This is a genomic window from Rhodococcus sp. O3 (assembly GCF_048897285.1).
Lineage (GTDB): Bacteria > Actinomycetota > Actinomycetes > Mycobacteriales > Mycobacteriaceae > Rhodococcus.
This window is the reverse complement of sequence record NZ_JBMBTE010000055.1, coordinates 14,486-34,356: the sequence shown is the minus strand read 5'-3', so window position 1 is coordinate 34,356 and position 19,871 is coordinate 14,486. Positions and strand designations below refer to the sequence as shown.

Genomic DNA, 19,871 nt, shown 5'->3' with positions numbered 1-19,871 from the left:
GGCGCTGGCTCGCCGAAGCGGGTGCGTCGGCACCCACGGACCGGACGTTGCGGGCCGTCGACGACCTGATCGGACGCTGGCGAGGGCAGGGTCCCGTGGCGGTCGGACGTGGGCCGGGACCGGGGACCAGGTTGGTCGTGTCGCGTCGGCGTGGCAGGCTGGTCATGGTGTTCGTCGACCAGCAGCGGTGTGCGGACGACTGACGGAAGGGCAGGAACGAACCGGTGTACGAGAGCGACATTGCGTCGGTATTGATCTCCGAAGAGCAGATCAAGGAACGCACGGCCGAGCTGGCCGAGTCCATTGCCAAGCGTTATCCGGTGGGTGCGCCCGAGGGCGACCTTCTGCTCATCGGCGTGCTCAAGGGTGCGATCTTCTTCATGACGGACTTCGCCCGCGCACTGCCCATCCCCACCCAGATGGAGTTCATGGCGGTCAGCTCGTACGGGTCGTCGACGTCGTCGTCGGGTGTGGTGCGCATTCTGAAGGACCTCGACAAGGACATCGCGGGCCGTCACGTGCTCATCGTCGAGGACATCATCGACTCCGGCCTCACGCTGTCGTGGCTGATCCGCAACCTGTCCTCGCGCAATCCGGCGTCGCTCGAGGTGGTGACGCTGCTGCGCAAGCCCGAGGCCGTCAAGATCGACGTGCACGTCGCCGATGTCGGCTTCGACATCCCGGACGAGTTCGTCGTCGGCTACGGCCTCGACTACGACGAGCGGTACCGCGACCTTCCGTACATCGGCACCCTCGACCCGAAGGTCTACTCGAGCTGACGGTCTACTCGAGCCGACGTCGGTGTCGCAGCCTTTCAATGCCGCAGCGCTGTCAATGCCGCAGCGCGACGGTGCGGCGTAGGGCCTCGAGGTCCTGTTCCATGAGCCGGAACAGCCAGTACACCAGCACGAACGCGGCGATGCTACCGACGGACAGCACCCGCACCGCGACCAGCACCTGCGGGATCTCGTAGGCGGTCAGGAACGTCACCCCGGCAACCCCGACGAGTGGGACCGCCGCAGCGAGCGCCAGGTAGCGGACGCTGCGGCGGTGCAGCCCTTCGAGTTCCCGGGCGTCGATAGCGTCGGTGGATCCGTGCGGCAGGAACGCCGGATACAGCGACCGCACGACATAGAAGGCGACGAAGAAGAACGGGTACGCCACGGCGATCGCGCCGCACACCACCATCGACGTGACGAAGTGCGTCGCGGCGCGCGTGTCGATCTCCCCGGTGATCACACTCAGCGCGACGGGGAAGGCGATGCCGGCGAGGATCCACAGGCTGATCACGACCGCCGCGACTCGGTCGCTGAACAGCAGTGCGTCGTGTCGGGTGCGGGCCAGGGTGACGGCGTCGTAGGTGCGTCCACGCTGCAATCCGCGCGGCACGGTGATCAGGCGACGGCCCAGATACACGATCACCAGGGCGCCGAGGGGGAACAGCGTCGCATTCACGATCAGTGACACGACCTCGAAGTTGTGCCTCGCGTCCGGCGGTAGCTTCTCGATGATCAGCGACGAGTTGTGCTGGTAGTTGTAGAGCGCTGCGAGGGCGTTGGGAATCCCGATCGCGGCGACGAGGACCGGAACGACGGGTTTGCGCAACCGGGCTCGCCAGCTGTCCGGTGGGGGATCGACGAGGTCACGGGCGCGGTGGTCGAGGCACAGGTCGAGTTGCTGGGCCAGTTCCGTGCCCGACGACCAGCGGTCCGCCGGATTCGGTTCGAGGCATTTCGCGAGTACCCGCCGCAGTGTCTGCGGGCAGTCCGCGGGCAGTTTCGCCATCATCTCGGGGGTCAGGCCGCCGCGCCGGCGCCGCACCATCGTTTCGAGAGCCGGGAGAGTGTTCGTGTCGAGCGCCTCGCCCGGCTCCGGATCCCCCGGGCGGACGCCCGCCAGCAGCTCCCACAGCATCACTCCGAGGGCGTAGATGTCGCTGCGGGTGTCGAGGTCCGCGGCGGATCCCGGCAATCCCGGGTGGCACGCCTCGAGCTGTTCCGGCGACATGTAGGCGAGGGAACCGCCGAGGTAGGCGACGGGGGAGCTGCCCCCGACGGACTCGGCGTAGCTGATGTTGAAATCGGCCAGCTTCGGGACACCCTCCGCGGTGAGCAGCACGTTCGCGGGTTTGACGTCGCGGTGCAGCACCCCGCGACCGTCGGCGTAGGCGAGTGACTCCGCGAGTCGCCGTCCCAGCCACGCCACGGTTTCCGGCCACGTCAGCGATTCGAGTTCGCCGCGCACGGTCGATTCCGCCGGCCGTATCTCGCCCTTCTCCGCGAGGGTCTGGTCGATGACGTCGAGCAGCATGGAGCCGGCGCGCTGGTCCGGCGGGGTGTGCCGTACCCGGTGCAGCACGTGCAGCAGTGTCCCGCCCGGGACGTACTGCATGTACAGCAACCGCAGCCCCTGGTCCGGGAGGATCCGCTGGTCGAACACGCGGACGATGTAGTCGTGGTCGAGCTGGGCGAGGGTCTGCGCTTCGCTGCCCTGGTCGGGGGAGATCTTCACCGCGACGAGTCGCTGCATCGAGAGCTGGCGAGCCAGGAACACCCGGCCGAAGGCGCCGCGGCCGAGGCTGGTGAGCAGGTCGAAGTCGTCGATCCGCCGCCCGGCGCGCAGTTCGTCGACGGTGACGGGGACGCCGGGGGTCATCGGATCGGTCACGGCATCGGCGGCCCGGGTGACCTCCGCGGTGCGGGTGGGATCGAACCGGCCGGTGTCGGCGCCCGTGACCCGGGTGGTCTCGGCGCTCGGTATCTGAGTCGATTCGGTGTCGGACAAGGCGTGCGGATCCCGCTCGGCCATGCGAAATGATACCCACGCCCACGGCCCCTCCCGCAGGTGAAGTTGCTTCGCCGAACCGGCCGCGGTATGGGAACGCTGGGTCGGTCCGGGTCGTTGAAGCTCCCGAGGGGCGGGCTACGCACCGGCGACGACATCTGCACACGCGGTAATCTGGCTGTGGCCGGATCGTCACCGGTCGACGCACGCTCATCGACGATGACCGCACTGATGACCGCACTATCGAAAGGACCGGCCGGCCGGGCCGAACCTGTATGAATCGCAAGACAGTGTTCCGTAATCTGGCGATAGTCGCCGGCATTCTGTTGGTCATCTACGCCTTCAGTTACTTCGGGAACGACACGCGTGGATTCACCAAGGTCGACACCTCGGTGGCCCTCGCGCAGCTCGACTCGAAGAACGTCTCCAAGGCCCAGATCGACGACCGCGAACAGCAGGTCCGGTTGTGGCTGAACAGCGGAAACGACGCCACCGAGAACCAGACGCAGATCCTCGCGAAGTATCCGGCCTCGGCGTCGGAACAGATCTTCGACAAGGTCGCCGCGTCGGGCGCCGCCGAGTTCGACACCGCCGTCACCCAGGAGAGCTGGCTGACGTCGATCCTGCTGTTCGTCGTTCCGATGATCATCCTGCTCGGCGTGTTCTTCTTCATGATGACGCGCATGCAGGGCGGCGGCCGCGGCGGCATGATGGGCTTCGGCAAGTCCCGCGCCAAGCAGCTCTCGAAGGACATGCCGAAGACGACGTTCGCCGACGTCGCCGGCGCCAACGAGGCCGTCGAAGAGCTGTACGAGATCAAGGACTTCCTGCAGAACCCGGCCCGCTACCAGGCGCTCGGCGCGAAGATCCCGAAGGGCGTGCTTCTGTACGGCCCGCCCGGTACCGGCAAGACGCTGCTTGCGCGCGCGGTCGCGGGTGAGGCCGGGGTTCCGTTCTTCACCATCTCCGGTTCCGACTTCGTCGAGATGTTCGTCGGTGTCGGCGCATCCCGGGTGCGCGACCTGTTCGAGCAGGCCAAGCAGAACAGCCCCTGCATCATCTTCGTCGACGAGATCGACGCGGTCGGCCGCCAGCGCGGTGCCGGTCTCGGCGGTGGTCACGACGAGCGCGAGCAGACCCTCAACCAGCTGCTCGTCGAGATGGACGGGTTCGGCGATCGGCAGGGCATCATTCTCATCGCCGCGACGAACCGCCCCGACATCCTCGACCCCGCGCTGCTGCGTCCCGGCCGTTTCGACCGCCAGATCCCGGTGACCAACCCGGACCTCGCCGGCCGCCGCGCGATCCTCCAGGTGCATTCCAAGGGCAAGCCGATCGACCAGAACGCCGACCTCGAAGGTCTGGCGAAGCGCACGGTCGGCATGTCCGGCGCCGACCTGGCGAACGTCGTCAACGAGGCCGCGCTGCTCACCGCCCGCGAGAACGGCACGGTGATCACCGAGGCGATCCTCGAGGAATCCGTCGACCGCGTGATCGGCGGTCCGCGCCGCAAGAGCCGCATCATCAGCGAGCACGAGAAGAAGATCACCGCCTACCACGAGGGTGGACACACCCTTGCCGCGTGGGCGATGCCCGACATCGAGCCCGTGTACAAGGTGACGATCCTTGCGCGCGGCCGCACCGGCGGTCACGCCATGACCGTTCCCGAGGACGACAAGGGCCTGATGACCCGGTCCGAGATGATCGCGCGCCTCGTCATGGCGATGGGTGGCCGCGCCGCCGAGGAACTCGTGTTCCACGAGCCCACCACCGGCGCGTCGTCCGACATCGACCAGGCCACCAAGATCGCGCGGGCGATGGTCACCGAGTACGGCATGAGCGCCAAGCTCGGTGCGGTCCGCTACGGGCAGGAACAGGGCGATCCGTTCCTCGGCCGGTCCATGGGACAGGCATCGGACTACTCGCACGAGGTGGCCCGCGAGATCGACGAGGAGGTCCGCAACCTCATCGAGGCGGCCCACACCGAAGCGTGGGCGATCCTCAACGAGTACCGCGACGCGCTCGACGCGCTCGCCGGGGAACTGCTCGAACACGAGACGCTCACCCGCAAGGACCTCGAGCGGATCCTCGCGTCCGTGGAGAAGCGTCCCCGTATCACCGCGTTCAATGATTTCGGCGATCGCGTCCCGTCGGATCGCCCGCCGATCAAGACTCCCGCGGAGCTCGCCGCCGAACGTGGTGAGCCGTGGCCGCCGCAGCCCGCGGTCCCGAACCTGGCGAAGCCGCAGCCGCAGCCCTCACAGCCGGTGGCACAGCAACCGCTGCCCCAGCAGCCGGTGATGCCGCATCCGGAACCGGCCCAGCAGCCGGAACCCTCCCGGTCGGCCGCGACGCAGCAGTACCCGCAGGCAAGCGGACCCGGCGGGTACGGGACTCCGCCGCAGGGCCCGGGCAACGGCTATCCCGCGCCGCAGCCCGTCCCCGCTTCCGAGCCGATGCCCGGTTTCCCGCAGCCCGGCCAGTACTCCGGCGGGCCGCGGCACGCGACCCGGCCCGACTACGGCGCTCCCGCAGGATGGTCGGCGCCGGGGTGGCCGCCGCAGGAGCCCGAACAGCCACGCAGCACGTACCCCGGCTACCCTCAGTGGACTCAGCCTGCGCGTCCCGCCGACGCCGGCGATCGGCAGGACGAGAATCAGCAGGCACCGGAGCCGCCGCCCACGCAGCCCTGGGAGGGGCCGAACGGCCCGAGCTGAGCCGATTTCAACGAGAGTGGAGGACGGTCGGGTGTCGGTGAACCACCTGGATAGCACTGGGACTGCCGTGACGGCGCCGGATGAAGGGGAGCAGCTGAGTCTGGCGACCGGCCGGGCCTTCGATCAGGCCCGGGCCGAAGCCGCGGTCCGCGAACTGCTCATCGCGGTCGGTGAGGACCCCGACCGGGAAGGACTGCTGGACACCCCGCGCCGCGTCGCGCGCGCATACCGCGAAGTGTTCGCCGGGCTGTACACGGATCCGGACGAGGTGCTCAACACGACGTTCGACGAGGGTCACCAGGAACTCGTCCTCGTCCGCGACATCCCGCTGTACTCCACCTGCGAACACCACCTGGTGTCCTTCCACGGCGTCGCGCACGTCGGCTACATCCCCGGCCCCACCGGGCGGGTCACGGGACTGTCCAAGCTGGCGCGGCTCGTCGACCTCTACGCGAAGCGCCCGCAGGTGCAGGAACGGCTCACCAGCCAGGTCGCCGACGCGATCGTCCGCAAACTCGATCCGCGCGGCGCGATCGTCGTCGTCGAGGCCGAACACCTGTGCATGGCGATGCGCGGCATCCGGAAGCCCGGCGCCAGCACCACGACGTCTGCGGTGCGCGGGTTGTTCCAGACCAGCTCGGCGTCCCGCGCCGAAGCCCTGGATCTGATCCTGCGCCGGTGAGCACGCTGCAGAACCTGGGACGCCCGGTCGTCATGGGTGTTCTCAACGTGACCAGCGATTCGTTCTCCGACGGTGGTCGCTACCTGGATCGCGACGCGGCGATCGCACACGGACTGGAACTGCGAGCGCTCGGCGTCGACATCGTCGACGTCGGGGGTGAATCGACCAGGCCGGGCGCGCAGCGTGTCGACGCCGAGGTCGAGGCGGGCCGCGTCGTCCCGGTGATCGAGGCGCTCGCCGCCGAAGGTGTCGTGACCAGCGTCGACACGATGCGCGCGTCGGTCGCCGAAGCGGCGATCGCGGCGGGCGTGACGCTGGTCAACGACGTGTCGGGTGGTCGTGCCGACGCGGACATGGCCACGGTCGTCGCGTCCGCGGGTGTGCCGTGGATCCTCATGCACTGGCGGCCGGCGGACGGATTCGTTCACGCCGGCGGTTCCACCCACTACGACGACGTCGTGCGCGAGGTGCGCGACGAGCTGCTCACCCAGGTGGACGTGGCCGTCGCCGCGGGGGTGGACCCGCAGGACCTGATCCTCGACCCCGGCCTCGGATTCGTGAAGCAGCCGGACCACAACTGGGAATTGCTGCGGCGGTTGCCGGAGCTGACCGAGCTCGGGTTCCCGGTGCTCATCGGCGCATCCCGCAAGCGTTTCCTCGGTTCGCTGCTCGCCGATTCCGAAGGCAATCCCCGCCCGCCCGCAGGACGCGAGGTCGCGACCGCGGTGGTGTCGGCGCTCGCGGTCACCCATGGTGCGTGGGGGGTGCGCGTGCACGACGTGCGGTCGTCGCTCGACGCGCTCGCGGTCGCGGGGGCCTGGGAGCGGGGAAGCGCGGCAGGAGAGGCGAAATGAGCGATCGGATCGAACTGCGCGGCCTGCGGGTGCGCGGCAACCACGGAGTGTTCGAGCACGAGAAGCGCGACGGTCAGGACTTCCTGATCGACATCGTCGTCTGGACCGATCTTGCGCCCGCGGCGGCGAGCGACGCCCTCGAGGACACGCTCCACTACGGGATCCTCGCCGAGCGCGCCGCCGCGATCGTCGCCGGCCCCGCCCGGGACCTGATCGAGACGGTGGCGGGGGAGATCGCCGACGACGTGCTCACCGACCCGCGGGTCGAGCGGGTCGAGGTCACCGTGCACAAGCCGTCCGCCCCCATCCCGCTGACGTTCGCGGACGTCGCGGTCGTGGTCGATCGGACGCGGCAGCCATGAGCCGGGCGGTGCTGTCCATCGGGTCGAACCTCGGGGATCGGCTCGCTCATCTGCGTTCGGTCACCGAGGCGCTGGGCGATCGGATCGTCGCGGTCTCACCCGTGTACACGACAGCGCCGTGGGGCGGAGTCGACCAGCAGGATTTTCTCAACGCCGTCGTGGTCGCCGACGACCCGGAGCTCGACAGTCGGGGCTGGCTGCGTCTCGGACAGCAACTCGAAGCCGCCGCCGACCGGGTGCGGGTGCAGCGGTGGGGGCCGCGCAGCCTCGACGTCGACGTGGTGACGTGCGACGAGATCGTCAGCGACGACCCGGAACTGACGCTGCCGCATCCGCGGGCGCATCAGCGCGCGTTCGTTCTGGTGCCGTGGCTCGACGTCGCGCCGGACGGCACGCTCACCGTCGGCGGTGAACGCCGGTCGCTGACGGACTGGCTCGCCGACCTCGACGACGCCGAACGCGCAGGGGTGCACCGCACCGATCTCCGGCTCGGCTCTCACGCCGAAGACCGGGAACCCGGCGACGAGGGGGAGAGCCGGTGCTGAAGGCGACCCGTATCCGCGACCTGCTGGCCCTGGCGCTGCTCGCCGCGGTCGTGTCGTGGCTGCTGGTCCGCGTCCTGTACGGATCGCTGCCGCCGATTCCCGTCTACGCGGGTGCCTCGCTGTATCCGGTGGCGGCTCTCGAAGTGGTGCTGGCCTTCATGATCCGCTCGCGCGTCGGTAAGCGGGAGATCGGTGACGGGCCGCGCCAGCTGCATCCGATCACGGCGGCCCGCGCGGTCGCGCTCGCGAAGGCGTCCGCGCTCGTCGGTTCCGCGGCCTTCGGGGTCTGGGTGGGTTTCCTGCTGTACCTGCTGCCGCAGCGGTCGTTTCTGCAGGCCGCCTCGGAGGACACCGCCGGCGTGGTGGTCGGAGCGATCGGCGCGATCCTGCTCGTCGCGGCGGCGCTGTGGCTCGAGCACTGCTGCAAGACGCCCGAGGACCCCGGCGAACCCGCGACCTGAGATCCGCGACATCGAGTCTCGGGGATCGCGTCCGGGACCAGTACCCTTGTCCGCATGGGCACCTCGGGCCGGGACAGGAACGAACGTCGGCAATGGCGCAGCGCGGGTTCGATGATCGTCGCGGCGCTTCTCGCCCTCGCGATGGTGGCGTCGCTGTTCCTGGTCTTCAGTCAGAGTGTTCAGCTGCTGCGCGTCGGCGTCGTCGTCGCGTTGTGGGCCGCGACCATCGGGGCGATCGCGATGACGAAGTACCGCCGCGAATCCGCCCTCGAGAAGGCGAAGGTCGAGGACCTCAAGACGGTCTACGAACTGCAGCTGGAGCGGGAGATCTCGGCGCGGCGCGAATACGAACTGACCGTGGAGCAGAAGGTCCGTTCGCAGATGAAGGTCGAGGCCGACGAAATGGCCCAGCTCCGTGCCGAACTCGCCGCGCTCCGCCGCAGCCTCGAGATGTTGTTCGACGGACGCATGCCGGAGGACCGCACCGCGCTGAACACCGTCGCGAAGCCTGTTCAGGAGATCGGGACGCGCCCGAATTCGTCACAGGTCAGTGCCCCGCGGCCGGCGGGTCCGGCGTTCGCATCCCCGGACGACGAACCGCTCACCGCGGAGACGACAACGGTGACGTCGCACCCGGCCGAACCCTCGAAGCCGACCGAACCCCCGAAGCCGACCGGAGCGCCGAAGCCGACCGGAGCGCCGAAGCCGACCCGGGTCGTCGAGACCGGGCAGGAGCAGGGATCCGGGACGGATCCGGTTTCCCGTCCGGCCGCGCCCGCTCCCGAAGGTTCGCACGAAGCGCCCGTCGAGGCCACTGCCGTCCTGCCGGACGGGCCGGCAACCGGGCGCCGAGCCCGCCGGCTCCGCGCCGAGGCGGCCGGTGAGGAGAGCGCGCAGCAGGGCCGCAGCGTCGCCGAGATCCTCGCGTCGCTGTCGACGGAGCGCTGATCGGGAACCTTTTCGACCCCGACCGGAAGTCTCTCCGGGGAGTCGCTCGCCCTGTCGGTGAGGCGTAGATCACGCCCGACACCCGTGGCCGACGCAGATCGCGCCGCGCTATTGTCGGGCAGAACGTCTGGTACCCGCCGAGCGGGACTGGAACGAACGAGAGGACTCCCGTGAATTCCTTCGGGATCACCAACGCGCCTGCTCCCGCACGCCTCACCGTCGGCATCGTGTCCGCCGGTCGCGTGGGCACCGCGATCGGCGCGGCACTCGAGAAGGTCGGCCACGTGGTCGTGGCCTGTTCCGCCGTGTCCGAAGCGTCCAAGCATCGGGCCCGGACCCGCCTGCCCGATTCCGAGATCCTGCCCGTCGACGTGGTCGCGGGCCGCTGCAACCTGCTGATTCTCGCTGTTCCCGACTCCGAACTGGCCGAGCTCGTCACGGGCCTCGCCGCGACCGGAGCGGTACCGCGCGGCACGATCGTCGCCCACACCTCGGGGGCCAACGGCATCGGGGTGCTGGCGCCGCTCACCGAGCAGGGTGTGGTGCCGCTCGCGATCCACCCGGCCATGACGTTCACCGGCCACGACGAGGACACGGCCCGGCTGTCGTCCGCGTGCTTCGGAATCACCGCCGCCGACGACATCGGCTACGCGATCGCGCAGTCCCTGGTCCTCGAGATCGGCGGGGAACCGGTCCGGGTGCGCGAGGACCTGCGCCCGCTCTACCACGCGGCGCTGGCCCACGGCAGCAACCACCTCGTCACCCTCGTCGTCGACGCCGTCGCGGCACTTCGCGTCGCGCTCGAAGGCCAGGAACTGCTCGGACAGCAGCTCGTCGACGACGATCCCGGTGGGGTCGCCGAACGGGTGCTGCAGCCGCTGCTCGTCGCCGCCCTCGACAACGCGTTGCGTCGCGGTCCGTCGGCGTTGACCGGTCCGGTCGCGCGCGGTGACGTCGCGGCGGTCGCCACGCATCTGCAGGTCCTCGACGAGGTGGATCCGCGCATCGCCGCGGGCTACCGGGCACTGTCGCTGCGGTCGGCGCAGCGTGCAGGCTCGAAACCGGAGCTGATCGAGCTCCTCGAAGGGAATGATCACGGTGAGTGAAACGGGACGGGGCGGGTACGTGCGCGGTGAACTGACCGTGCATCACGAGCCCGCGGCCTTGACGAAGGTGACCAAGGCGCTGCGCGGCGTCGGACGGACGGTCGCGCTGGTGCCGACCATGGGTGCGCTGCACTCCGGTCATCTGGAACTGGTGCGGCAGGCCAAGCTGACCGGCGCCGTCGTGGTCGTCTCGATCTTCGTCAATCCGCTTCAGTTCGGTGAGAACGAGGACCTCGACGCCTACCCCCGCACCCTCGACGCGGATCTCGCGTTGCTGCGCGAGGCCGGGGTCGAGCTGGCGTTCGTGCCGACCGTGTCGGCGATGTACCCGGAAGGGCGCCGCACGATGATCCACCCGGGTCCGCTCGGTGCGGAACTCGAGGGCGGCAGCCGGCCCACGCACTTCGCGGGCATGCTCACCGTGGTGGCGAAGCTGCTGCAGATCGTCGCGCCGAACACCGCGTACTTCGGTGAGAAGGACTATCAGCAGCTCGCGCTGATCCGGCAGATGGTCGCCGACCTGAACTTCGACGTCCGCATCGTCGGCGTGCCGACGGTGCGGGAGCAGGACGGGCTGGCCCTGTCGTCGCGCAACCGCTACCTCGACGAGACGCAGCGGCAGACCGCGACCGTGCTGTCCGCCGCGCTCGTCGCGGGGGCACACGCGGCGGCCGGCGGCGCCGAGGCCGTCCTCACGGCCGCCCGCGAGGTGCTCGCGTCCGCGCCGGAGATCGAGCTCGACTACCTCGAGTTGCGCGGTGTCGATCTCGGGGAGCCGCCCGAGCGTGGCGACGGCCGTCTGCTGGTGGCCGCGCGGGTCGGGACCACCCGGCTCATCGACAACGTCGGTGTCGCGATCGGCACCGGCTTCCTGGAACGGGCGACCGGACCGGTCGACCCGGCCGTCGACGACGACCTCCTGAACCGCTGAACAAGCAGAACCAGAACGACAAGAGCTGAGGCAATACATGTTTCGCACCATGATGAAGTCGAAGATCCACCGCGCCACGGTCACTCACGCGGACCTGCACTACGTGGGTTCGGTGACCGTCGACCAGGACCTGATGGACGCCGCCGATCTGCTCGAGGGCGAGCAGGTCTGCATCGTCGACATCGACAACGGCAATCGTCTCGAGACGTACGTCATCGCGGGCGAGCGCGGGTCCGGGATCATCGGGATCAACGGTGCCGCAGCACGTCTGGTGAGCCCCGGCGACCTGGTCATCCTCATCGCCTACGGAGTGATGAACGAGCAGGAGTGCAAGGACTACGCTCCGCGCGTGGTGTTCGTCGACGCCGACAACCGCCAGGTGGAGCTGGGCAGCGATCCGGCACACGCGCCGGAGGGCTCGGGCCTGATCACCCCGCGCATGCTCGCCACCCTCGACTCCGGTTCGTTGGTGTAACGGTGCTGCTCGCCGTCGACGTCCGGAACACCAACATTGTTCTGGGTCTGTTCACCGGCAGCGGTTCGCACGCAAAACTGCTGCAGGACTGGCGAGTTCGCACCGACCCCCGGATGACGGGGGACGAGCTCGCGTTGCTGTTCCGCGGGTTGCTGGGTGAGGACGTCGACCGGGTCACCGCGGTGTCCGCGCTGTCGACAGTGCCGTCGGTTCTCCGAGAACTGCGGGGCATGCTCGGTCGCTACTGGGCGGAGGTGCCGCACGTGGTCGTCGAACCCGGTGTGCGCACCGGTGTGCCGCTGCTCGTGGACAATCCCAAGGAGGTCGGCGCCGACCGGATCGTCAACAGCCTTGCCGCGCACCACTTCTACGGTGGTCCCTGCATCGTCGTCGATTTCGGCATGTCCACGTGCGTCGACGTGGTTTCCGGCAAGGGCGAGTTCCTCGGCGGTGCAATCGCGCCCGGTGTCGAGATCTCGATGGACGCGCTCGCGTCGCAGGGTGCGGCGTTGCGCAAGGTCGAACTCGCGCGACCGCGCGGGGTGGTCGGGAAGAACACCGTCGAATGCATGCAGTCCGGAGCGGTTTTCGGATTCGCGGGCATGGTCGACGGTCTCGTGCGCCGCGTACGCGCCGAGGTTCCCGGATTCGACCGTGACGACGTCGCGGTGATCGGTACGGGTGACAGTGCGCCGCTGATCATGTCGGAGGCGACGACGATCGAGCATCACGAGCCGGATCTGACGCTCGAGGGATTGCGTCTGGTGTTCGAGCGGAACCAGGCCCGACGTTCCGCACGTCACGGTTCTACGGGTTCCCCCACTCGCGAATCTGTGTAAGAATGGTCGCCGTGATCCGCTGCATGAGCGCCCAGGAGTGTTGTCGAGGCTGACGTCCGCCTCGACCGATAACACATTCCTGGGAGTTTTCTCATGCGCGCTGCGCTTGCTGTTTCTGCACCTTTCATCGCTTCCCCCGCTTCGGATTCCGTCGGCCTGCTGCCGCTGACCACCGAGCGGACCTACCCCACGGAGCTCGCCGCCGCTGTTGCCCGCGGCGCCGTCGTCGTCGACATCCGCACCTCGGCCGAGCGCACGGTTCAGGGCACGCTTCCGGGAGCTCTCGCGATCGACGCCTCGCTGCTGACCCGGCGCCTCGACCCGGCCGCCGGACCCGAGAGCCTGGCGCTCGCCGTCGACCGTGACGTCGAATGGGTCGTCGTTTCCTCGGACGGACCCGACGCGCACCGCGCGGTCGCGTCGCTGCAGGAGATCGGATTGCGCCGCGCGACCGGCCTCGTCGGCGGGTACGCCGCGATCAAGACGGCCGGCCTGGTCGACGCCGTCACCCGCGCGCAGCACATCGCGGAGGACGTGGCCCGCGTCACGGCTCACTGAGCTCCGCTCCTGTCCAGCACTGAGCTCTGCTCCTGTCCAGCACTGAGCTCTGCTCCTGTCCAGCACTGAGCTCTGCTCCTGTCCAGCACTGAGCTCTGCTCCTGTCCAGCACTGAGCTCCGCTCGCGTCCGGCGCGTGCTCTTCCCTCTTCGGGCACTGACCTCGGGTTCCTCGAGGAGGTCTGCGGAATTCGTGCCTGCGGGTTCCGATAGTCTGGTTACCCGTGAGTGATGCCAGCGTTCAGCAGCCCGACGACACCCCCGAGCAGATCCGGGTCCGCCGCGAGAAGCGCGAACGACTCCTGGCGCAGGGCAAGGACGCGTATCCCGTCGTCGTGCCCCGCACCCACACCCTCGCGGAGATCCGTGCGAAGTACCCCGATCTCGAACCCGACAGCACCACCGGTGAGCAGGTCGGTGTCGCCGGCCGCGTGATGTTCTTCCGCAACACCGGCAAGCTGTGCTTCGCGACCCTGCAGGAGGGTGACGGCACGCAGCTGCAGGTCATGCTGAGCCTGGCCGGTGTCGGCGAGGAGTCGCTGGCCGCCTGGAAGGCCGACGTGGACCTGGGCGACTTCGTGTTCGTGCACGGCGAGGTGATCAGCTCCCGTCGCGGTGAGCTGAGCGTCATGGCCGACACCTGGCAGATGGCCGCGAAGTCGCTGCGCCCGATGCCTGTCGCCCACAAGGAGATGAGCGAGGAGTCGCGGGTCCGGCAGCGGTACGTCGACCTGATCGTGCGCCCGGAGGCGCGGGCGAACGCGCGGATGCGTGTCGCGGTGGTGCGGGAACTGCGCAATGCGCTCGAGCGTCGCGGATTCCTCGAGGTCGAGACCCCGATGCTGCAGACGCTGCACGGCGGTGCTGCCGCGCGCCCGTTCGTAACCCATTCGAACGCGCTCGACATCGACCTGTACCTGCGCATCGCACCGGAGTTGTTCCTCAAGCGTTGCGTCGTCGGTGGAATCGACAAGGTCTTCGAGATCAACCGGAATTTCCGCAACGAGGGCGCGGACTCGACGCATTCGCCGGAATTTTCGATGCTCGAAACGTACGAGGCATACGGAACGTACGACGATTCGGCGCGCATGATCCGCGAGATCATTCAGGAGGTCGCATTCGCGGTCTTCGGCTCGTACGTGGTTACCCTCGCCGACGGAACCGAGTACGACCTCGGTGGCGAATGGAAGACCCTCGAGATGTATCCGTCGTTGTCCGAGGCGATCGGTACCGATGTGACGCCGGACACCACGGTCGAGGAATTGCTGGCGCTCGCGGAGCGGGTGGGGCTCGAGGTCCCGAAGGACAAGGGATACGGCCACGGCAAGCTCGTGGAGGAATTGTGGGAGCACATGTGCGGCGATCAGCTGTACCAGCCCACGTTCGTCCGTGACTTCCCGGTCGAGACGTCTCCGCTGACGCGTGATCACCGCAGCATTCCCGGCGTGACCGAGAAGTGGGATCTGTATGTGCGCGGATTCGAACTGGCAACCGGATATTCGGAACTCGTGGACCCGGTGATCCAGCGGGAGCGTTTCATCGATCAGGCGCGTCTGGCAGCGGCCGGAGACGACGAGGCCATGGTTCTGGACGAAGATTTCCTCGCCGCAATGGAACAGGGCATGCCGCCCACCACCGGTACGGGTATGGGAATCGATCGGTTGCTCATGGCGCTCACCGGACTCGGAATCAGGGAAACCATCCTGTTTCCAATTGTTCGTCCGTCCGCTCGCTAATTCTGTACCCCGACCGGAATCGGTATTGCCCTGGTGAAATTCGCATGTACTCTTGTGCCCGTACCCGGGGGGCTGGGCGTTTCATTCGAGAGGATTTGCGGCACATGGCGAAGAAGGTCACTGTCACGCTGATCGACGATGTGGATCAGGAATCGGCAGCGGACGAGACCGTGGAATTCGGGATCGACGGGGTCACCTACGAGATCGATCTGTCCGACGAAAATGCCGCGAAACTGCGCGAGCAATTGGAATTCTGGGTCGAGCACGCCCGGAAGGTGGGCGGCCGGAAGCGGCCGAAGGCGGTTCCGGCAGCACCGGCCGGGCGGAAGTCCTCCCGGACGGCCACCCCGAATCGGGAGAAGAGCGCCGTCATTCGGGAATGGGCCCGTGAGAACGACTACGCAGTTTCGGCCCGCGGACGTATCTCCGCGGAAATTGTCGAGGCCTACAACGAAGCCCACGCATAGGCAGCTGTAGGACCGAAGACGGACGAACGAGGCGTCACCCGGAAATGCCCGGGTGGCGCCTCGCCGTTTCTGCCGTCCGGATCCGGGTGTGTGCAGGGCGAGCGCAGGTGCTCGCGGGCTCCGCGGGGTTGTTCGCTTCAGGCGTAGAGCTTGCGGAAACGTATCGACGACGTGCAGCGTTAGCACTCGTGACCGGGTTTCGAAGTTCCGCTCAACCGGGTAGAGGGGGAGCGGGCCGAAACCACGGCAACTAGAGTGTCAAGTGGGGTCGTGGAACCTTCGCCGGTTCGACGACGACTCGAGTGCCGGAGCGAAACGCGGCAGTCGGGTCCGGAACAATCCTCGTACCGGATCCGCAGGCCGGAGAGTGTGAGGGAGTGCGATGTTCGAAAGGTTCACCGATCGCGCGCGGCGCGTCGTCGTCCTGGCTCAGGAAGAGGCCAGGATGCTCAACCACAACTACATCGGCACGGAGCACATCCTCCTCGGCCTCATCCACGAGGGTGAGGGCGTGGCCGCGAAGTCGCTCGAGTCGTTGGGGATCTCGCTGGAAGGTGTGCGCAGCCAGGTCGAGGAGATCATCGGCCAGGGGCAGCAGGCCCCGTCCGGGCACATCCCGTTCACGCCCCGTGCCAAGAAGGTCCTGGAGCTGAGCCTGCGCGAGGCGCTGCAGCTCGGCCACAACTACATCGGAACCGAGCACATCCTGCTCGGCCTGATCCGCGAAGGCGAGGGTGTCGCGGCCCAGGTGCTGGTCAAGCTCGGGGCGGACCTCAACCGCGTGCGTCAGCAGGTCATCCAGCTGCTGTCCGGCTACCAGGGCAAGGAACCCCAGGAGACGGGCACGAGCCGCGGCGAGGCCGGCACCCCGTCGACGTCGCTCGTGCTGGATCAGTTCGGCCGCAACCTCACGCAGGCTGCGCTCGAAGGCAAGCTCGATCCGGTCATCGGCCGCGCGAAGGAAATCGAGCGGGTCATGCAGGTCCTGTCCCGCCGCACCAAGAACAACCCGGTGCTCATCGGCGAGCCGGGTGTGGGCAAGACCGCCGTCGTCGAAGGCCTGGCGCAGGCCATCGTCAACGGCGAGGTCCCCGAGACCCTCAAGGACAAGCAGCTCTACACCCTCGACCTCGGTTCGCTGGTCGCCGGTTCCCGCTACCGCGGTGACTTCGAGGAACGCCTGAAGAAGGTCCTCAAGGAGATCAACAGCCGCGGCGACATCATCCTGTTCATCGACGAGCTGCACACGCTGGTCGGTGCGGGTGCCGCCGAGGGCGCGATCGACGCCGCGTCGATCCTCAAGCCGAAGCTGGCCCGCGGTGAGCTGCAGACCATCGGCGCAACCACCCTCGACGAGTACCGCAAGTACATCGAGAAGGACGCCGCTCTGGAGCGTCGTTTCCAGCCGGTGCAGGTCGGTGAGCCCACGGTCGAGCACACCATCGAGATCCTCAAGGGTCTGCGCGACCGGTACGAGGCGCATCACCGCGTCTCGATCACCGACAAGGCGCTCGTCGCCGCCGCGACCCTCGCGGACCGGTACATCAACGACCGCTTCCTGCCGGACAAGGCGATCGACCTGATCGACGAGGCAGGCGCACGGATGCGTATCCGCCGGATGACCGCGCCGCCGGACCTCCGTGAGTTCGACGACCGGATCGCCGACGCCCGTCGCGAGAAGGAATCTGCGATCGACGCGCAGGACTTCGAGAAGGCCGCAAGCCTGCGAGACAAGGAGAAGCAGCTCGTCGCCCAGCGCGCCGAGCGCGAGAAGCAGTGGCGTGCGGGTGACCTCGACGTCATCGCCGAGGTGGACGAAGAACAGATCGCGGAAGTCCTCGCGAACTGGACCGGTATCCCGGTGTTCAAGCTCACCGAGGAGGAGACCACGCGTCTGCTCCGCATGGAGGACGAGCTGCACAAGCGGATCATCGGCCAGGAGGACGCGGTCCGGGCCGTGGCCCGGGCGATCCGTCGTACCCGTGCCGGCCTGAAGGACCCGAAGCGTCCGTCCGGCTCGTTCATCTTCGCCGGCCCGTCCGGTGTCGGTAAGACCGAGCTGTCCAAGGCGCTCGCGAACTTCCTGTTCGGTGAGGACGATGCGCTCATCCAGATCGACATGGGTGAGTTCCACGACCGCTTCACGGCGTCCCGTCTGTTCGGTGCGCCTCCCGGATACGTGGGCTACGAGGAAGGTGGCCAGCTCACCGAGAAGGTGCGCCGGAAGCCGTTCTCCGTCGTCCTGTTCGACGAGATCGAGAAGGCCCACCAGGAGATCTACAACACGCTCCTGCAGGTCCTCGAGGACGGCCGTCTCACCGACGGTCAGGGGCGCACCGTCGACTTCAAGAACACGGTGCTGATCTTCACCTCGAACCTGGGCACGTCCGACATCTCGAAGGCCGTCGGCCTGGGCTTCTCGGCCGGATCCGGCGAGGCGTCGAACTACGAGCGGATGAAGAACAAGGTCCACGACGAGCTCAAGAAGCACTTCCGCCCCGAGTTCCTCAACCGCATCGACGACATCATCGTCTTCCACCAGCTGACTCAGGAGCAGATCATCGAGATGGTCGACCTGATGGTCGGCCGGGTCGAGGCGCAGCTGAAGAACAAGGACATGGGCATCGAGCTCACGGAGAAGGCGAAGGCACTGCTCGCCAAGCGGGGCTTCGATCCGGTTCTGGGTGCGCGGCCGCTGCGTCGCACCATCCAGCGCGAGATCGAGGATCAGCTCTCCGAGAAGATCCTGTTCGGCGAGATCGGCCCGGGCCAGATCGTCCTGGTCGATGTCGACGGCTGGGACGGCGAGGGCGCCGGCGAGAACGCGAAGTTCACGTTCACGCCGAGCGAGAAGCCGGCCGAGGTGCCGGACACCCCGGCGGTGGCACTGGCCAAGTCCACCGAGGGTGAGGCGGACGCCGGATAACCGGTTCCGGACATGGAGAGGGGCGGTACCCATACGGGTGCCGCCCCTCTCGCTTGCTCGGCGTCTCAGGCTCGCTTGCTCGGCGTCTCACGCTCGTTCGTGCCGCACCCAGGGCGCGGTGTCGCGTCCGAGCCAGTTCGCGAGGCGTTCGGTGGCACCGGCGTCCGAGGCGGGCTCCACCGGAGGGCCGAACGGCAGGCCGTCGCGGGGAGACGCCGGCAGGGCGAGCCGCATCACCTCGAGAGCCGCCTCGGCCAGGGGTGGGTCGGCTTCGGCCTCCTGGCCCGTGGCCACGGCGAGATCCCAGCCGTGGACGATCAGCTCGTCGAGCTCGACGAGCACCGCGATCCGGCCGGGGAAGGTGCCCCACGGAGCGGTGACCGGCTTGTCGAGCAGCGCGTCGTCGTTCCACACCTTCCAGTAGTGCTCGAGCGACGTGTCCAGGGCGGCGGGCCATTCGTCGTCGGCAGCGATGAGGGATTCCGGGATCGTGCGCGGGTCGCCTCCCGCGCCGACGGCAGCGCTGCGTTCGAGCGTCGAGACGAGGTGCCCGACCAGGGTGCGGACGTCGAACTCGGGGCACGGCGTCGGGGCCGTCATGTGTTCGGGGGTGACGTTCTCGACGATCCGGCGTGCCCGGTCTGCGGCGGCACGGACGAGCGGACGGGGGTCCTGCTGTGGCGTGGTCACGCAGCCCATACTGCGCCCGCGGTTCCCCGCTCGTGACCGGTTCGGCGGACTACCTGCCGATGCCGGGCATGTGAGCGGTCAGTGTCGACAGTGTGCTCGCCACGATCTCGGTGAGTTCGCCGGGCCGGATGTCGAGCGTGCCGTCGAGCCATCCGCGGACGAGTTCGACGGCGCCGGCCATGACGACGACCGCGCAGAGCTCCGCCTGGCGGGCATCGAGCCGGGTGCCCACCGCGTCGCTCTGCTTCGCGAGTTCGTCCGCCGCGGCGCGGATGAAGGCGCTCTTGCGTTCGGCGAGCGGTGGAGCGTCGGAAATGAGGAATCGTCCCTGCTGAGGGTTGCGTTCGACCGCCCCGACGATCGCTCCGACCGCGGCCCGGGCCTTCTCGTGCAGGTCGTCGGGAGCCGAGGCGATCGCGGCGACGGCGCCCGCGAGCAGTTCGGCTCCGAGCTCGTCGTAGGTCGTGGTCACGAGATCGTTCATGTCGGTGAAGCTCTCGTAGAAGAATCGCGGACCGATTCCGGCGGTGGCCGCGACCTTCCGGACCGTTGCGGCCGACCATCCTTCGGCTGCGACCACCTCGATCACCGCGTTCGCGAGGCGTTTGCGGCGTTCGGCGCGCCGGTCGGCCGGTGCGACGCCGCGGTACGCGCGGTGGGTTTCGGACTCGGACACATCCGCGAGTCTGTCACACGCGGCCTTTCCGGAATCGTCAGATTCCGGAATCAAGTGTTTACTGAATCCGGTATTCCTGCGATAGTCGGTGGCCGAATCCGGACGAGGAGAAACC

The 19,871-nt window shown here is 68.2% G+C and carries 20 protein-coding genes; 17 read left to right on the top strand and 3 right to left on the bottom strand.

Going from position 1 to position 19,871, the window contains the following annotated elements:
• Both ACN675_RS16545 and hpt read left to right on the top strand, forming a co-directional pair.
• A partial coding sequence (locus ACN675_RS16545; protein ID WP_420751869.1) for a TilS substrate-binding domain-containing protein occupies positions 1–203 on the top strand: 203 nt, incomplete at its 5' end.
• Positions 204–224: 21 nt separating this feature from the next.
• Positions 225–779 (top strand): hypoxanthine phosphoribosyltransferase, encoded by a 555-nt coding sequence (gene hpt, locus ACN675_RS16540; RefSeq protein WP_068155595.1) that lies wholly within the window; start codon positions 225–227, stop codon positions 777–779.
• 52 nt (positions 780–831) lie between these two features.
• On the opposite strand, the gene ACN675_RS16535 is transcribed toward hpt, so the two are convergent.
• Positions 832–2,808 carry a protein kinase domain-containing protein gene (locus ACN675_RS16535; RefSeq protein ID WP_420751868.1) on the bottom strand — a complete coding sequence of 659 codons (1,977 nt, stop codon included), beginning with the start codon at positions 2,806–2,808 and terminating at the stop codon, positions 832–834.
• 251 nt (positions 2,809–3,059) lie between these two features.
• On the opposite strand from ACN675_RS16535, the gene ftsH reads away from it, so the two are divergent.
• The 15 genes from ftsH to ACN675_RS16460 all read left to right on the top strand — a co-directional run bounded on the left by ftsH (position 3,060) and on the right by ACN675_RS16460 (position 18,390).
• The gene (ftsH, locus tag ACN675_RS16530) at positions 3,060–5,501 is read left to right on the top strand and encodes an ATP-dependent zinc metalloprotease FtsH (RefSeq protein WP_420751867.1); all 2,442 of its coding nucleotides are present in this window, start codon (positions 3,060–3,062) and stop codon (positions 5,499–5,501) included.
• Positions 5,502–5,517: 16 nt separating this feature from the next.
• Positions 5,518–6,183, top strand: coding sequence for a GTP cyclohydrolase I FolE (gene folE / locus ACN675_RS16525; protein ID WP_420751866.1), 666 nt, complete (start codon positions 5,518–5,520; stop codon positions 6,181–6,183).
• Between the two features lie 32 nt (positions 6,184–6,215).
• Positions 6,216–7,037: a dihydropteroate synthase gene (gene folP, locus ACN675_RS16520; RefSeq protein ID WP_420751870.1), complete on the top strand. Its 822-nt coding sequence runs from the start codon at positions 6,216–6,218 to the stop codon at positions 7,035–7,037.
• Positions 7,034–7,399, top strand: a complete 366-nt coding sequence (folB, locus tag ACN675_RS16515; RefSeq protein ID WP_420751865.1) for a dihydroneopterin aldolase — start codon at positions 7,034–7,036, stop codon at positions 7,397–7,399. Before folP ends, folB begins: the two co-directional genes overlap by 4 nt.
• Positions 7,396–7,944, top strand: a complete 549-nt coding sequence (folK, locus tag ACN675_RS16510; RefSeq protein WP_420751864.1) for a 2-amino-4-hydroxy-6-hydroxymethyldihydropteridine diphosphokinase — start codon at positions 7,396–7,398, stop codon at positions 7,942–7,944. Before folB ends, folK begins: the two co-directional genes overlap by 4 nt.
• Positions 7,938–8,405 carry a DUF3180 domain-containing protein gene (locus ACN675_RS16505; protein WP_420751863.1) on the top strand — a complete coding sequence of 156 codons (468 nt, stop codon included), beginning with the start codon at positions 7,938–7,940 and terminating at the stop codon, positions 8,403–8,405. The genes folK and ACN675_RS16505 overlap by 7 nt, the downstream gene beginning before the upstream one ends.
• A 54-nt stretch (positions 8,406–8,459) precedes the next feature.
• Complete coding sequence (locus ACN675_RS16500; protein WP_420751862.1) at positions 8,460–9,353, top strand: DUF6779 domain-containing protein; 894 nt, start codon at positions 8,460–8,462, stop codon at positions 9,351–9,353.
• A gap of 170 nt (positions 9,354–9,523) precedes the next feature.
• The gene (locus ACN675_RS16495) at positions 9,524–10,459 is read left to right on the top strand and encodes a Rossmann-like and DUF2520 domain-containing protein (protein ID WP_197254525.1); all 936 of its coding nucleotides are present in this window, start codon (positions 9,524–9,526) and stop codon (positions 10,457–10,459) included.
• The gene (gene panC, locus ACN675_RS16490; RefSeq protein ID WP_420751861.1) at positions 10,443–11,390 is read left to right on the top strand and encodes a pantoate--beta-alanine ligase; all 948 of its coding nucleotides are present in this window, start codon (positions 10,443–10,445) and stop codon (positions 11,388–11,390) included. The genes ACN675_RS16495 and panC overlap by 17 nt, the downstream gene beginning before the upstream one ends.
• A gap of 37 nt (positions 11,391–11,427) precedes the next feature.
• Complete coding sequence (panD, locus tag ACN675_RS16485; protein WP_197254523.1) at positions 11,428–11,865, top strand: aspartate 1-decarboxylase; 438 nt, start codon at positions 11,428–11,430, stop codon at positions 11,863–11,865.
• Positions 11,866–11,867: 2 nt separating this feature from the next.
• On the top strand, positions 11,868–12,704 hold the full coding sequence (locus ACN675_RS16480) for a type III pantothenate kinase (RefSeq protein ID WP_420751860.1): 837 nt from the start codon (positions 11,868–11,870) through the stop codon (positions 12,702–12,704).
• Positions 12,705–12,797: 93 nt separating this feature from the next.
• On the top strand, positions 12,798–13,262 hold the full coding sequence (locus ACN675_RS16475) for a rhodanese-like domain-containing protein (protein WP_420751859.1): 465 nt from the start codon (positions 12,798–12,800) through the stop codon (positions 13,260–13,262).
• A gap of 223 nt (positions 13,263–13,485) precedes the next feature.
• Positions 13,486–14,997 carry a lysine--tRNA ligase gene (lysS, locus tag ACN675_RS16470; protein WP_420751858.1) on the top strand — a complete coding sequence of 504 codons (1,512 nt, stop codon included), beginning with the start codon at positions 13,486–13,488 and terminating at the stop codon, positions 14,995–14,997.
• 104 nt (positions 14,998–15,101) lie between these two features.
• Positions 15,102–15,464 carry a histone-like nucleoid-structuring protein Lsr2 gene (locus ACN675_RS16465; RefSeq protein WP_420751857.1) on the top strand — a complete coding sequence of 121 codons (363 nt, stop codon included), beginning with the start codon at positions 15,102–15,104 and terminating at the stop codon, positions 15,462–15,464.
• Between the two features lie 382 nt (positions 15,465–15,846).
• Positions 15,847–18,390 (top strand): ATP-dependent Clp protease ATP-binding subunit, encoded by a 2,544-nt coding sequence (locus ACN675_RS16460; protein WP_197252311.1) that lies wholly within the window; start codon positions 15,847–15,849, stop codon positions 18,388–18,390.
• A gap of 87 nt (positions 18,391–18,477) precedes the next feature.
• Here the strand turns inward: ACN675_RS16460 and ACN675_RS16455 are convergent, their stop codons facing one another.
• Together ACN675_RS16455 and ACN675_RS16450 are read right to left on the bottom strand one after the other, a co-directional pair.
• Positions 18,478–19,089 (bottom strand): TIGR03086 family metal-binding protein, encoded by a 612-nt coding sequence (locus tag ACN675_RS16455; RefSeq protein WP_420751856.1) that lies wholly within the window; start codon positions 19,087–19,089, stop codon positions 18,478–18,480.
• 40 nt (positions 19,090–19,129) lie between these two features.
• Positions 19,130–19,756, bottom strand: coding sequence for a TetR/AcrR family transcriptional regulator (locus tag ACN675_RS16450; RefSeq protein ID WP_420751855.1), 627 nt, complete (start codon positions 19,754–19,756; stop codon positions 19,130–19,132).
• Between the last annotated feature and the right edge of the window lie 115 nt (positions 19,757–19,871).